11 protein-coding genes are annotated in these 14,004 nt (G+C 42.3%); 7 read left to right on the top strand and 4 right to left on the bottom strand.

Annotation, left to right across the window (positions count from 1 at the left end; all coding sequences use genetic code 11):
* Positions 1-28: 28 nt before the first annotated feature.
* Together pheT and FTU80_RS07505 are read left to right on the top strand one after the other, a co-directional pair.
* The gene (gene pheT, locus FTU80_RS07510) at positions 29-2,410 is read left to right on the top strand and encodes a phenylalanine--tRNA ligase subunit beta (RefSeq protein ID WP_180084648.1); all 2,382 of its coding nucleotides are present in this window, start codon (positions 29-31) and stop codon (positions 2,408-2,410) included.
* A complete protein-coding gene (locus tag FTU80_RS07505; RefSeq protein ID WP_004649746.1) occupies positions 2,407-2,703 on the top strand; it encodes an integration host factor subunit alpha in 297 nt (98 codons plus the stop codon). Before pheT ends, FTU80_RS07505 begins: the two co-directional genes overlap by 4 nt.
* A 281-nt stretch (positions 2,704-2,984) precedes the next feature.
* Here the strand turns inward: FTU80_RS07505 and FTU80_RS07500 are convergent, their stop codons facing one another.
* From FTU80_RS07500 to trxA, 3 genes are all read right to left on the bottom strand, one after another.
* A complete protein-coding gene (locus tag FTU80_RS07500) occupies positions 2,985-3,230 on the bottom strand; it encodes a hypothetical protein (RefSeq protein WP_078192631.1) in 246 nt (81 codons plus the stop codon).
* A gap of 411 nt (positions 3,231-3,641) precedes the next feature.
* Entirely contained in the window at positions 3,642-4,910 is a 1,269-nt protein-coding gene (gene rho / locus FTU80_RS07495) for a transcription termination factor Rho (RefSeq protein WP_067731074.1), read from the bottom strand.
* A 323-nt stretch (positions 4,911-5,233) separates the two neighbouring features.
* Complete coding sequence (trxA, locus tag FTU80_RS07490) at positions 5,234-5,560, bottom strand: thioredoxin (protein WP_078192629.1); 327 nt, start codon at positions 5,558-5,560, stop codon at positions 5,234-5,236.
* 266 nt (positions 5,561-5,826) lie between these two features.
* Here trxA and ppx point away from each other — a divergent pair, with 266 nt between their 5' ends.
* The 5 genes from ppx to FTU80_RS07465 are packed head-to-tail and all read left to right on the top strand — an operon-like array spanning position 5,827 to position 10,936.
* Entirely contained in the window at positions 5,827-7,347 is a 1,521-nt protein-coding gene (gene ppx / locus FTU80_RS07485) for an exopolyphosphatase (protein WP_078192628.1), read from the top strand.
* Between the two features lie 33 nt (positions 7,348-7,380).
* Complete coding sequence (locus tag FTU80_RS07480) at positions 7,381-8,205, top strand: acetyl-CoA carboxylase carboxyltransferase subunit alpha (protein ID WP_078189570.1); 825 nt, start codon at positions 7,381-7,383, stop codon at positions 8,203-8,205.
* A complete protein-coding gene (gene tilS, locus FTU80_RS07475) occupies positions 8,142-9,518 on the top strand; it encodes a tRNA lysidine(34) synthetase TilS (protein ID WP_180084647.1) in 1,377 nt (458 codons plus the stop codon). Before FTU80_RS07480 ends, tilS begins: the two co-directional genes overlap by 64 nt.
* Positions 9,515-10,345, top strand: coding sequence for a pyrroline-5-carboxylate reductase (gene proC / locus FTU80_RS07470; RefSeq protein ID WP_180007240.1), 831 nt, complete (start codon positions 9,515-9,517; stop codon positions 10,343-10,345). Before tilS ends, proC begins: the two co-directional genes overlap by 4 nt.
* Positions 10,346-10,372: 27 nt before the next feature.
* The gene (locus FTU80_RS07465; protein ID WP_078189567.1) at positions 10,373-10,936 is read left to right on the top strand and encodes a YggT family protein; all 564 of its coding nucleotides are present in this window, start codon (positions 10,373-10,375) and stop codon (positions 10,934-10,936) included.
* Positions 10,937-11,098: 162 nt separating this feature from the next.
* Here FTU80_RS07465 and polA read toward each other — a convergent pair whose 3' ends face one another.
* The gene (gene polA, locus FTU80_RS07460; protein WP_180034861.1) at positions 11,099-13,864 is read right to left on the bottom strand and encodes a DNA polymerase I; all 2,766 of its coding nucleotides are present in this window, start codon (positions 13,862-13,864) and stop codon (positions 11,099-11,101) included.
* Positions 13,865-14,004 lie beyond the last annotated feature (140 nt).

Genomic DNA, 14,004 nt, shown 5'->3' with positions numbered 1-14,004 from the left:
AAATTTAGAATTAATAGGTTTTTATACAATGAAAATTAGCGAAAATTGGTTGCGTACATGGGTTAACCCAGCCATTGATAGCGATACACTTTCTGACCAACTGACCATGTTAGGTTTAGAGGTTGATGATTTATCTCCTGCTGCAAAACCATTTACTGGTGTAGTAGTCGGTGAAGTTTTAACAGTGGTTCAACATCCCGATGCTGACCGTTTACGTGTCACTACTGTAAACATCGGTTCAGGCGAGCCGTTACAAATCGTTTGTGGTGCTCCAAACGTACGTGTAGGCATGAAAGCTCCTGTAGCAACCATTGGTGCAGTACTTCCGGGCGATTTCAAAATTAAAAAAGGCAAGCTTCGCGGTGTTGAATCACAAGGCATGCTGTGCGGTGCGTCTGAAATTGATCTTGAAGATAAAATCGACGGTCTATTAGAGCTTCCTGCCGATGCACCTGTTGGTGTAAATGTGCGTGAATATTTAGATCTTGATGACCATGTGATTGATATCAGCATCACGCCAAACCGTGGTGACTGTTTCAGTATTCGTGGTATTGCACGTGAAATTGGTGTGATTAACCAACTCCCTGTGACTGCACCAGTGATTACAGAAGTTGCTGCAACCATTAGCGATGAAAAAAATGTCGTTGTTAGTACGGATGGTTGCCCACGCTATTTAGGCCGTGTGATCAAAAACGTGAATACCAAAGCACCAACTCCTGAGTGGATGGAACGTGCATTGGCTCGTGCGGGCATCCGTCAGCACAGTATTTTGGTCGATATTACCAACTACGTTTTAATGGAATTGGGTCAACCTTTACATGCATTCGATGGTGGTAAAGTTCAAGGTTCAGTTCGTGTACGCCAAGCAACAGCAGCAGAAAAATTAACGTTGTTGAATGAACAAGAAGTTGAATTATCTGAAAACGTAATGGTGATTGCGGATGATCAAAAAGCTTTGGCGATTGCAGGAATCATGGGTGGCCTAAGTTCAGCGGTTTCTGACGATACCACTGAAATTTTCCTTGAGTCGGCGTTCTTTGATCAACTCTATATCGCAGGTCGTGCACGTAGTTTTGGTTTGCATACCGATGCATCTCAGCGTTATGAACGCGGTGTAGACTTTGAATTGCCGATGACGGCAATGCATCGTGCTTCTCAGCTTATTGCTGATTTAGCTGGTGGTGAGTTTGGTCCAATTACTGTTGCTGAAAAAGTAGAGTTATTACCAAAACGTGAAGCCATTGAACTGAACCAAGCGCAAGTTGATCAACTGCTCGGTTATAAAGTTGAATCTGCATTTATTACGGATGCTTTAACGCGTTTGGGTTGCAATGTCACTGTGAAAGCAGAAGGTGAGTGGACTGTTTTACCACCATCACATCGTTTTGACATGGCGATTTATCAAGACCTCATCGAAGAAGTAGCACGTATTCACGGTTACGACAATATTCAAATTAGCTTGCCGGTGATTGATGTCAAACTAGCGAAATACCAAGACCAATTTGAATTGGTTCAGTTACGTCAAACTGCAGTGGCTTTGGGTTATCAAGAAGCGATTAGCTTTAGCTTTGCAGATGCGAAACTAGAGAAACAATTGAATCCACAGGTTCAACCACTAGCGCTTGCAAACCCGATTTCTAGCGACCTTGCAGTGATGCGTTCAACCTTATTATCAAGTTTGATCCCATGTGTGCAATACAACGTGAACCGTCAACAAAACCGTGTGCGTTTCTATGAGCTTGGTCTACGTTTTGATTATCAAGGTGCGAACAGCATTCATGATCTTAAACAGATCCCAACATTTGCACTGGTTGCAACAGGTTCGCGTACGACTGAATCTTGGCATGGTAAAGCACAGCCAATGGATTTCTTTGACTTTAAAGGCGATGTAGAAGAGATTTTAAATTCTGCACGTTTAAATGTTGAATATGTACGTTCAGAGCGTACGTGGTTGCATCCAGGTCAATCTGCTGAAATCTTAGTCAATGGTCAATCAATTGGTTACTTCGGTCGTTTACACCCATCTTTAGAAGATGAGTTGGATTTGGCGACAACTTGGGTCGCTGAGTTGGATCAATCGGCTGTTTTGCAAACTTATGTATCTAATTTTACAGAATTATCACGTTTTCCGTCGGTTCGACGTGATATTGCGCTTTTAATTAGTGATAAGATTAATGTTAGTGAAATTCAGCAACTTATCGAAAAAACCGGCGGTGAGCTTCTAGACGCAGTTTGGTTATTCGATGTGTACACTGGTCAAGGTGTCGAAGAAGGCAAGCGCTCATTGGCGTTTGCAATTCAATGGCAACATCCAACACGTACATTAGAAGATGCTGAAATCAAAACCGGTATGGATAACATACTTCAGGTGTTGGAAAACACTTACCAGGCGACATTGAGGGCTTCATGACAGCATTAACAAAAGCAGAAATGGCTGATCATTTAAGTGAGCTCACGAGTTTAAACCGTCGTGAAGCAAAACAAATGGTCGAGTTATTCTTCGATGAGATTAGCCAAGCGCTAATCTCTGGGGAACAAGTTAAACTCTCTGGTTTCGGTAACTTCGAGTTGCGTGATAAACGTCAACGCCCAGGCCGTAACCCGAAAACGGGTGAAGAAATTCCGATTTCTGCCCGTCGTGTAGTGACCTTCCGTGCGGGACAAAAATTCCGTCAACGTGTTGGAAATGAGCAGATCGATTGATCTGCTTTTTTTTGCCTTTGATTTAGTAGGTCCAGTTTTAATCATCTATCACACAAGTCATGTTAAAGAATATTCGTTTTAAAGTGAGACGATATATTTGAGTTGAGTTGTCGTAAAGATTGATTGTGGCTTTCCTTTAGCTAAATTGTCAGTTTTTATTTTCAATAAGCATGGGCTTAGTATTTTGAATTTTAGTGCTTTTTATGAACTAGGGTTTAAAGTTTGAGGCAATAAAAAAGAGAGCCAAAGGGCTCTCTTTTTGTGCTGAATAATCGGTTAGATTATTGAGCTTCAGAAGCAGCAGCAGTAGCTTCAGAAGCAGCAGCAGTAGCTTCAGAAGCAGCAGCAGTAGCTTCAGAAGCAGCAGCAGAAGCTTCAACAGCAGCAGCGTCAGACGCAGCAACTACTTCAGAAGCAGCAGCTTCAGATGCAGCAGCAGGAGCAGCTTCTTCAGTTTTTTTAGCACAACCAACGAAAGCTAAAGTAGTAGCAACTGCAGCAGCAATAGCGATTTTTTTGAATAACATGGCATCACTCTCTAAAATATGAGATTAAAAAATAACCTGCGTTAGTCTGTTGTGTGCTTTTATTATGCCTAATTTGAATAGGTATTAAAAATGCATAGAGCAGTCTAACTGGTCTGCGTGTATGCTATCACTGAGTATTTTGAAATGCTACTACTGACTTTGAAAAAACCGTTAAAAATAGGTGAAAAACGGCCATTTTTTAACAGAAAATAACAATTAAGAGAAAGTTTTATATTGGCGAAATAGCAATAAACTACTAAAAAGAATAGGGTTTTTTAAAATATATTTTTTATAATCAGAAGCTTGAAAATAAGTTTACATGGAGATCTATCAAATGTTTCTTTGTGTAACTAAAGTCAACCAAATAAAAAGGCCATCGTTATAGATGGCCTTTTCAGTCAAACATTCAACTTAGTTGGATGCTTTACGTTTCATTTGATCGAAGAAATCATCATTGGTTTTGGTTTCTTTCATGCGATCAAGCAAGAATTCCATCGCTGCAAGTTCGTCTTGTGTATGAAGCAATTTACGTAAAATCCAAACTTTACGTAGGTTATCTTCAGACATTAGGCGCTCTTCACGACGTGTACCTGATTTTTTGATGTTCATCGCAGGGAACACACGTTTTTCAGCAATACGACGGTCTAGGGTAATTTCTTGGTTACCTGTACCTTTGAATTCTTCGTAGATCACTTCATCCATCTTACTGCCAGTTTCAATCAAGGCAGTTGAGATAATTGTCAGTGAACCACCTTCTTCGATATTACGTGCTGCACCGAAGAAACGTTTTGGACGTTCTAAAGCATGGGCATCCACACCACCAGTAAGAACTTTACCAGATGAAGGGATTACGGTGTTGTAAGCACGTGCTAAACGAGTAATTGAGTCAAGCAAAATCACCACGTCTTTTTTGTGTTCTACAAGACGTTTAGCTTTTTCGATCACCATCTCTGCAACTTGTACGTGACGAGCTGGTGATTCATCGAATGTTGAAGCAACCACTTCACCACGAACAGTACGTTCCATTTCTGTTACTTCTTCAGGACGTTCGTCAATTAGAAGGACAATCAAGAAACATTCAGGATTGTTACGAACAATCGACTGTGCGATGTTTTGTAACAACATGGTTTTACCCGCTTTTGGCGGTGCAACGATAATTGAACGTTGACCTTTACCAATCGGAGCAACCAAGTCAACCACACGCGCAGTTAAGTCTTCTGTTGTACCATTACCTAATTCCATTACCAATTGTTCGGTTGGAAATAAAGGTGTTAAGTTTTCGAAAAGAATCTTATTACGTGAGTTTTCTGGTGTGTCGTAGTTAATTTGATTAACTTTTAATAATGCAAAGTAACGTTCGCCTTCTTTAGGTGGACGAATCGTACCTGTAATAGTGTCACCAGTACGAAGGTTGAAGCGACGGATTTGTGATGGGCTCACATAGATATCGTCAGGGCCGGCTAGGTAAGAACCCGCTGCAGAGCGTAAGAAACCAAAGCCGTCCGACAGAATTTCTAGAACGCCATCACCAAAAATCTCTTCGCCGTTCATTGCGTGGCGCTTTAAGATGGCAAAAATAATATCTTGCTTACGGTTACGAGCCATTCCTTCGAGGCCCATAAACTCGGCAATCTTGATGAGTTCGCCAATCGGTTTTTTCTTGAGTTCGGTTAAGTTCATAGGTGGTCAGATAGAATCTAAAATTCTGAGGTACAGGTTGGAAAAGGGAGCAACAAATGTGCCGCGATCATGCAAGAAACGATAGCAATTGGTTTGCACAAAACAATTCAGAGATCTGATTCGTTATATGAAGAGAGATGTGAAAAACAATTCTGTTGCCGAGCGGCATTTTATGTGTTGTGTTGTAAGAAAATGACAGGATTTGAGATCCTTAATTTCTTGAGTAAACAATATAAGAGAGAACACAGCATTTGTCAATTTATCAACCAAAAAAATACGCTGTGTAAAACAGCGTATTTTCGAGTGTTTTTATCGAAAAAATATTAGATGTTTTCTTCGATGAAAGCTGTCAATTTAGATTTTGGTGCGGCACCGACTTGGGTTGCTACAACTTCGCCGTTTTTAAACATTAATAATGCAGGAATGTTACGGATGTTGTAGTTTACAGCTGTTTGTTCGCAAGAAGTTACGTCTACTTTAACGATTTTAACTTTGCCTTCAAACTCAGTTGAAAGTACTTCAAGTACAGGTGCAATGGCTTTACAAGGAGCACACCAACCTGCCCAGAAATCTACAAGTACAGGAGTATCAGACTCTAGTACATCGGCTTGGAAGTTTTCATCAGTTGTATTTACGATATTGCCAGACATGGATTTTGCTCCGGAATTAATTTTTAAGTTGACTCTATGTTTATAAGTATTACATAGCCAACTATAACAATGTAGGGGGTTATGTAAATTTTCGACCTGAATGGCGAGTTTGTCTAATGGATGATCACGATGCCGATGATCGTGTATGACTATCATTGCTTCAGATAAAAAATCGATAAGTTCCGCCCGAACTACTCATAAATGGCTTTTAAATTACATGTATGTGAATTAATCTAAGCACAATTCTGAACAGGTTTTTTTGAATAATGTCTGATTTTTTGATTGATGAAGAATTACTTGCTGCTATCGATATGGGATCGAACAGCTTCCACTTGGCTATCGCACGCGTAGACCATGGTGAAGTGAAAAAAGTTGCATCAATGTCAGAAAAAGTACAGCTTGCCGCAGGTCTAGACGAAAATAAAAATTTGACTGAAGCCGCACAGCAACGAGGATTAGCCTGCCTAGCACGTTTTGTGGGGCGTTTAAATCCTGTACAAGCTAACCGTTTACGTATTGTGGCGACTAATGCCTTGCGTCAAGCAAAAAATGGTCATGAATTTATTCAAAAAGCCGCTGAAATTTTACCAAAACCAATTGAAATCATTGCTGGTCGTGAAGAAGCCCGTCTCATTTATTTAGGGGTTTCACATACTATGGCAAATAGTGGTCGCCGCCTTGTGATTGATATCGGTGGGGGGTCAACAGAGTTGATTATTGGTGAAGAGTTTGAACCGATTCATACAGAATCTGTGCAAATGGGCTGTGTCGCTTTTACCAAAGCGTTTTTTGCTGATGGTGAAATTAACCTGAAAAGTTTTGATAAAGCGGTAAATGCTGCTCGCAAGGAAATCGCAGGCATTGCCAACACTTATAAAGCTGCGGGCTGGGATACTGTTGTCGGTTCAAGTGGCACGATCAAAGCATGTCGTCAGATTTGTGTCAATATGGGCTGGAGCAACGATCAGGAAGAACTGACACGTGACGGTTTATTTAAACTCAAAGATAAATTGCTTAAATATAAGCATGTCAATGAAATGGAATTTGATGGTCTAAAAGAAGACCGTCGAGCAGTTTTGCCAGCCGGCATTGCCATTTTGTATGCCGTCTTTGATGTGTTGAATATCGATAAATTGGTTTATTCTGATGGCGCGTTACGTGAAGGCGTGATGTACGACCTATTGGGACGTTTCCAACATGAAGATGTTCGTGACCGTTCTGTACATGCGTTGATGGGTCGCTACAACGCAGATATGAAACAAGCTGAACGTGTGGTAAATACCGCTCAACAACTGTTTAATGGTGTGGCGACCGCACTGAATTTGACCAGTGATGACAGTGATTTACTGCGTCGTGCAGCGTATTTGCATGAAATTGGCTTAGCGATCAGTCATAGTGGTTACCATCGTCATGGTGCTTATTTACTGCAACATTCGGATATTCCGGGTTTCTCACAAATTGATCAAAACCATTTGTCGCATTTAGTGGCGCATCATCGTCGTAAGTTACGTAGTGACGCGCGCATTGATGTGATGAAAGTCGGTGGTAACAAACTTGTTTACTTATGTCTATTGCTTCGTTTAGCAGTTTTATTAAATCATAGTCGCAGCGATGAGATGCTTCCTGCCATTGAATTAAGCGTGGACAATGCGCAACAATGGCAACTTAGTGTTTCTGGTGATGCCAAACAGTGGCCTTTGTTGGTTGCAGACTTGCATGATGAGCAGGTGCAATTTAAGCATTGGGATATTGAACTGAATATCCAGTCGGAACAATTTATCAATTAACAGACCAGTTAAGTTAGGGATAATGATCGACCTATGAAAAATAAAGCAGCTCAATCTAAAGCCTGGACTACGGTTCAGATCGCACGTCATCCTGAACGTCCGCAGTTTTTGGATTATGTTGGCGAAATTTTTACAGAGTTCGATGCTTTGCACGGTGACCGCCTATTTGGTGATGACGGAGCGATGATTGGTGGTTTGGCTCGTTTAGATGGTCAGCCTGTGATGATCGTAGGTCAGCACCGTGGTCGTAGTACACGTGAAAAATTACAGCATAATTTTGGTATGAGTAACCCCGAAGGTTACCGTAAAGCACAGCGTTTATTGGATATGGCCGAGCGTTTTAATCTGCCAGTCTTTACCTTTATTGATACCATGGGTGCGTACCCAGGTGTGGGTGCAGAAGAGCGTGGTCAGGCCGAAGCGATTGCAACTAGCTTAGCTCAGCTTTCTTCACTTAAAGTGCCTGTAGTGGCAACGGTATTGGGTGAAGGTGGTTCGGGTGGTGCGCTCGGTATCGGCGTAGCTGACCGTGTGATTATGTTATCTCACAGTATTTATTCAGTGATTTCACCGGAAGGCTGTGCATCTATTTTGTGGAAAACTGCAGAAAAAGCAGAGCAAGCAAGTGAAGCATTGGCATTGACGGCAGATAAATTGCAGAAGATGGGCATTGTGGAATACGTGGTGGACGAAGCGGAGGGCGCACATTTAAACCCTGAAAAAGTCATGCAGGATTTGAAAGTGGTCTTGAAGCAAGCTCTAGAAGAACTGCAACCAATGGATGCAAACGAACGATGCGAAGCGCGTTATCAGCGTTTAATGAAGTTTGGCAGCGACAATTTAGGGCTGACTGCTTAAGTCAAATTCAGGCGCTGCCTGAACAAAGCCGATTTTTAATAGGATGTAGTGGTGGCATGGATTCCATGTTGCTGCTGCATCTTATGTCGTTTTTGTGCCCTGAAAAAATGCGGGTAATTTATATTGATCACCAACTACAAGCGTGTAGTCACGCTTGGGGTGAGTTTGTACGTGCTCAGTGTGCAGCGCTAAATCTTCCATTCATTATACAAAAAGTTCAGGTTGCGCAAGGTAACCTTGAAAACCAAGCCCGCTCAGCCCGCTATCAAGCCTTTGCCCAACATTTACAAGCAGATGAAATATTAGTACTCGCGCATCATCAGCAAGATCAAGCCGAGACACTGATATTGCGGCTACTTTCAGGTGCCGGTGTCCATGGCCTTGCTGCCATGAAAAAATTCGATGTACGTGAAGATTTTACATTATGGCGTCCGCTATTGGATCTTTCACGTGAGCAAATTTGCCAATGGGCAGCACAGCTGCATGTGCAAAATATTCAAGATCTCACCAATTTTGATACCGACTATGACCGCGCGTGGAGTCGTGAGATTTTGTGGCCGTTACTCAGCGATCGATTTCCTAAAATGCAGCAAGCTCTGAGTCGAACCAGTTACTTGATGCAAGATGCTGATGAAATTTTACTTGAGGTGTTGCAACAAGATTTAGCTGCCTGTGGTTCATCGCAAGTGTTATCTTTGGAGGCTTTACAACAGCTCAGTCTGGCACGTCAGCGTCAGTTGTTATCGCACTGGATGAAAGGTGAGGGGCAATATCGTCCAAGCTTTGAAATGGTACAGCGTTTAGTTTCAGAAGTGATTAACTCACGCGAAGACTCGCAAGCGGCACTACACTGGAATGGATTTTATTATCTGCGCTTTCAACAGCAACTTCATCGGATTGCCAAAGCGGATTATCTGCCAGCAGAATCCATTCAAGAGGTTGAGGTTGTAACTTGTGTTGCAGGTCAGTGCCTCAAGTTGCCTGCCGGCCATTTTGTGATTCAACCCTCAGAGGTTGGTTTATCACCTGAATTATTGGGGCAGCAACTGCAGATTCGCCCACGTCTTGGAGGTGAAAAAATTCATTTATATGGCCGTGTCGGAAGTTGGCCGTTGAAAAAAGCCATTCAACAGGCGCAAATTTTTCCGTGGCAGCGTCATACTATTCAAATATTAAGCCGAGATAATGTTATGCTAGGCGTCTTTACGCCTCAGGGCTTTTGGTTGGCGCAGTCTGAATTTTGTACTCAAGCTGGCTGGCAACCGACATTATCTCTTAACGCTAAATCTGCAATATCGGATCTTCAATCATGAGCGCAATTCTAAATTGTAATATCAGTTTCATTGGTGGCGGCAACATGGCACAGGCTTTAATTGGTGGCCTAATTGCACGTGGTGTCCCGACTACACGTATTACAGTTTCAGATCCCGTAGAAAAAGTACGTGAGCTTTTGGCTGAAAAAGATTTGCATGTGACCGATGATAATGTTGCGGCAATTCGAGATGCTGACATTGTTCTTTTTGCGGTTAAACCTCAGGTGTTGGCAAAAGTTTTGGCACCATTACAAGGTTTGCTAGAAGGGAAGTTGGTGATTTCAATTGTTGCAGGTGCAGAAATTGCAACGATTTCAAAACTATTAGGCACAGAGCGTATTGTTCGTGTCATGCCAAATACACCGGCTTTAGTTCAAACCGGTGCGCATGGCTTATATGCAGGTGAAGCGGTTTCAGCTGAAGATCGTGATCTTGCAAGTCAAGTTTTGGCTTCAACGGGTTTAACACTTTGGGTAAACTCAGAAGCGCAAATTGATGCGGTAACAGCTGTTTCTGGCTCAGGTCCTGCATACTTTTTCTATATGATGGAAAGTATGATCCGTGCAGGTAAAAACATGGGTTTGGATGAAAAAGTGGCTACAGCACTAACCTTGCAAACTGCATTGGGCGCTGCACAAATGGCGATTACCAGTGCCAACAGTCCTGCGGAGTTGCGTAAAAATGTAACCTCTCCAAACGGTACAACACAAGCTGCGATTGAAGTATTTGATCATGCTCAAATTTCACAAAATATTCAGGCCGCTTTAGCCGCAGCGCAAAAGCGTAGCCAAGAGTTGGCACAAGAGTTAAGCGAAAGCACCAAATAATTCGATTTGATTTAGGAAAGTTCAAGTATGGGCTCTGCTCAAATTTTTGGAATCATTATTAACGTTGCAATTTTGCTCGTATTTTTCCGTTTTTTAATGCAGCTTGCTGCCGTGAGTCCATATAACCCTGTGGTTTTGGCAACAGCAAAAGCAACAAAAATTGTCGATATCTTTAGCCGAATTTTCCCCACTTTGGCAAAAGGGCGGGTAAATACAGCGGCCTTAGTGTTGGTGGTGATTCTGTATTTGTTAAAAATGTTTGGTTTGATGTATTTGTCTGGCGTGGCAGTGAATAGTCCATTCCATCTGATCATTATGACCTTTGTGACCATGATTCAGGATTTAATCCGTTTCTGTCGTTACTTAATTTTTGCATCGATTATTTTGAGTTGGGTCGTGATGTTTAGTCAGTCACGTTCGCCTTATATTGAAGTGGTTCAAGAATTGGCAGAACCGCTACTTGCACCATTCCGTCGTATCCTTCCAAATATGGGGATGATTGACTTATCGCCAATTTTTGCGATTTTGGCATTGTTGGTTGCGGAAACCATTATGAAGCAAGTCGCAATTGCATTATTGACTGGTCTTTAATCTGAGCTAAGACGAGTTAAATTAAAAAGGACGCCGAGGCGTCCTTTTTTTGTGGATTTAAAATGAGGTGTAAAACAAGAAATTTCTTAGTTAGTAGAAATATCTCACCTCTATCCCAACCTTCCTCTTAGAGGGAGAAAGGCGTGAATGAACGTGAATGAATTAGTGTGCTTCGTCCCAGTTATTACCTTGACCGACTTCCACAATCAGTGGAACGGAAATTTTCAACACAGATTGCATCACTTCAGTCAGTTGGGCAGAGAGTTCATCGGCAATTGCAGCATCAACTTCAAATACCAATTCATCGTGTACTTGCAGTAACATTTTGGCTTGATCTTTCGGTAAGATTTTATCGACTGCAATCATGGCCAGTTTAATGATATCCGCCGCAGAACCTTGTAGCGGCGCATTAATCGCTGCACGTTCAGCGCCTTGTTTCACCATTTTGTTGCTCGCCATAATGTCCGGTGTATATAGACGACGACCTAAAATAGTTTCCACAAAACCTTGTTCACGTGCGACTTGGCGAGTACGTTCCATATATTCTAAAACACCAGGGTAGCGTTGGAAGTATTTACCAATATAGTTACGCGACTCTTCTCGAGTGAAACCCAGTTGACGGGTCAAACCGAATTCTGACATGCCGTAGAGCAGACCGAAGTTCACCGCTTTGGCTTGACGACGTTGGTTGCTGGTCACTTCATCGAGTGGAATGCCCAAAACTTCTGCTGCAGTACGTTTATGTACATCTTGCCCATGATTGAAAGCATCGACCAAGGCATGATCTTGCGAGAAATGCGCCATTAAACGTAATTCGATTTGCGAATAATCGGCTGCCAATAAAATGCGACCTTCAGGTGCAATAAAAGCTTTACGGATTTGACGTCCAATATCTTCACGGACAGGAATGTTCTGTAAGTTTGGATCGGTAGATGACAAACGACCTGTAGCCGTTAAAGCTTGGTGGTAACTGGTATGCACACGATGTGTGTCATCATTCACTTGCTTTAATAGACCGTCGGTATAGGTGCTTTTCAGTTTAGAAAGACCACGATATTCCAAAATTAAATCAGTAATCGGATGATCGATTTTTTCTAACACACTTTCACTGGTACTGTACTGACCTGTAGAAGTTTTCTTACCGCCTTTTAAACCTAATTTATCAAACAGAATCTCACCCACTTGTTTTGGTGAGCTGACATTGAAGCTTTGACCCGCAAGATCGGTAATTTCGGTTTCTAAATTTTGAATGGTATTGGCAAATTCCACACCAAGTTGGTCGAGGAAGTTCATATCTAGCTCAATGCCGTTTTCTTCCATAGAGGTTAGAACACGGGCAACAGGCATTTCAATATCGTGCAAAATATTGATCAGCTCCGGGTGAGCTTGTAACTTCTTATCGAGTACTTCATATAGACGATAGGTCACATGGGCATCTTCTGCGGCATAATGAGCTGCAGTTTCAAGCTCAATTTGGTTAAAGGTCTTTTGTTTTGCACCTTTGCCAGCCACTTGTTCGAACGTCGTTGTGAGATGACTTAAATACAAACGTGCGACGTCATCCATCCCATGACGTGTAGCCACAGAGTTAAGGACATAAGAGGCCAACATGGTATCGAAATACCAACCTGCCAAATGAATGCCATGATTTTCTAAGACATGTGCATCATATTTGAGATGATGACCAATTTTTTGTACGTCATTATCTTCAAGTAAAGGTTTGAGTTGATTCAGAATTGTGTCGCGATCAAGTTGTTGCGGCGCACCTTCATAATCATGCGCAAGCGGCACGTAATAGGCATCATGTGCATCTAAAGCCACCGAGAAACCTACAATCTGCGCCACGCGGTAGTCAAGGCTAGTGGTTTCGGTATCAAAGGCAAAACGCTTTTCAGTACTTAGACGCTTGAATAACACATCCCAATCTTCTTGGGTCAATACTGTGTGATAACGAGCTTCACCGAGTAAATCATCAACACTAGTTTTGTCCGCTTGATCTTCAACTTCAGGTGCATTGGCTACAGTCGCCGTGGTGTTGATGGCTTTGGCTGCTTGTTTGTAAGTTGCGCCATTGGGGTTGTTCGGATGATCTAATGACTGCAGTTGGTTACGGAATTCTAGTTCCGTATATAAATCACGCAGTGCTGGAATATTTGGATCGGCAAGTTTCAAATCTTCGTATTTAAGGCCCATGTCGAGGTCACAAACAATACTCGCCAGTTGGTGGTCAAGAGCAATTCCTTCAACATTGTCTTTAATGTTTTGACCGACTTTACCTTTAATGCTGTCGACATTTTCTAAAATGCCGCCAATCGAGCCGTACTCGGTTAAAAGTTTCGCTGCTGTTTTTGCGCCAACACCGGGTACACCACGGATGCCGTCAGAGGCATCGCCCATCAGCGTGAGGTAGTCAATGATTTGATTCGGCCACACCCCAAATTTTTCAAAAACGCCTTGAACGTCCATCGGTTTGTCTTTGAAGCTGTCTTCTAAAGTGACACGCTCAGTAACGAGCTGTGCCATGTCTTTGTCACCAGTGGAGATCAAAACTTGATGACCGGCTGCTTCAGCGCGTTTGGCTAAAGTTCCGATAATGTCATCGGCTTCAGCGCCTGGCAACATATGTAGTGGAATCCCTAGAGCACGAATTAACGCATGAAGATATGGAATTTGTTGTGATAATTCTTCAGGCATGCTTGGACGGTCACCCTTATAAATTGGGGACAATTCATGACGGAAGGTTGGTTCAGGTGTATCGAAAATAACGGCCATGTGCGTCGGTTGGATACGACGCATTAATTTTTGGATGGCAGAAATGGCACCTCGGATTGCATTGGTATGCAAACCGGTTGAAGTGGTTAATGGTGGCAGTGCATGGTAAGCACGAAATAAAAAGTATGAGCCATCGACCAAGACAAATGGTGGCATTGATAATTTCCTAATCCTAAAAACGGTTTTATTGTACGTGATTTTTTGCCCGTACGCTGAGTCTAGATTGTATATGTAACTTACCGAATCACTGATGAATAGTTTTAATCCATCGGTCAGGCTCATGTATCATCAAAACA

It is taken from the genome of Acinetobacter sp. YH12145 (assembly GCF_013418335.1).
In the GTDB taxonomy this organism is placed as follows: domain Bacteria; phylum Pseudomonadota; class Gammaproteobacteria; order Pseudomonadales; family Moraxellaceae; genus Acinetobacter; species Acinetobacter amyesii.
Note: the sequence above shows the minus strand (reverse complement) of the source record. Positions and strands in the feature narration are given on the sequence as shown.

Excerpts from the sequence above, each read along its gene's own strand:
- pheT (WP_180084648.1), top strand. The coding sequence starts at position 29 with ATGAAAATTAGCGAAAATTGGTTGCGTACATGGGTTAACCCAGCCATT.
- FTU80_RS07505 (WP_004649746.1), top strand. The coding sequence starts at position 2,407 with ATGACAGCATTAACAAAAGCAGAAATGGCTGATCATTTAAGTGAGCTC.
- FTU80_RS07500 (WP_078192631.1), bottom strand. The coding sequence starts at position 3,230 with ATGTTATTCAAAAAAATCGCTATTGCTGCTGCAGTTGCTACTACTTTA.
- rho (WP_067731074.1), bottom strand. The coding sequence starts at position 4,910 with ATGAACTTAACCGAACTCAAGAAAAAACCGATTGGCGAACTCATCAAG.
- trxA (WP_078192629.1), bottom strand. The coding sequence starts at position 5,560 with ATGTCTGGCAATATCGTAAATACAACTGATGAAAACTTCCAAGCCGAT.
- ppx (WP_078192628.1), top strand. The coding sequence starts at position 5,827 with ATGTCTGATTTTTTGATTGATGAAGAATTACTTGCTGCTATCGATATG.
- FTU80_RS07480 (WP_078189570.1), top strand. The coding sequence starts at position 7,381 with ATGAAAAATAAAGCAGCTCAATCTAAAGCCTGGACTACGGTTCAGATC.
- tilS (WP_180084647.1), top strand. The coding sequence starts at position 8,142 with ATGCGAAGCGCGTTATCAGCGTTTAATGAAGTTTGGCAGCGACAATTT.
- proC (WP_180007240.1), top strand. The coding sequence starts at position 9,515 with ATGAGCGCAATTCTAAATTGTAATATCAGTTTCATTGGTGGCGGCAAC.
- FTU80_RS07465 (WP_078189567.1), top strand. The coding sequence starts at position 10,373 with ATGGGCTCTGCTCAAATTTTTGGAATCATTATTAACGTTGCAATTTTG.
- polA (WP_180034861.1), bottom strand. The coding sequence starts at position 13,864 with ATGCCACCATTTGTCTTGGTCGATGGCTCATACTTTTTATTTCGTGCT.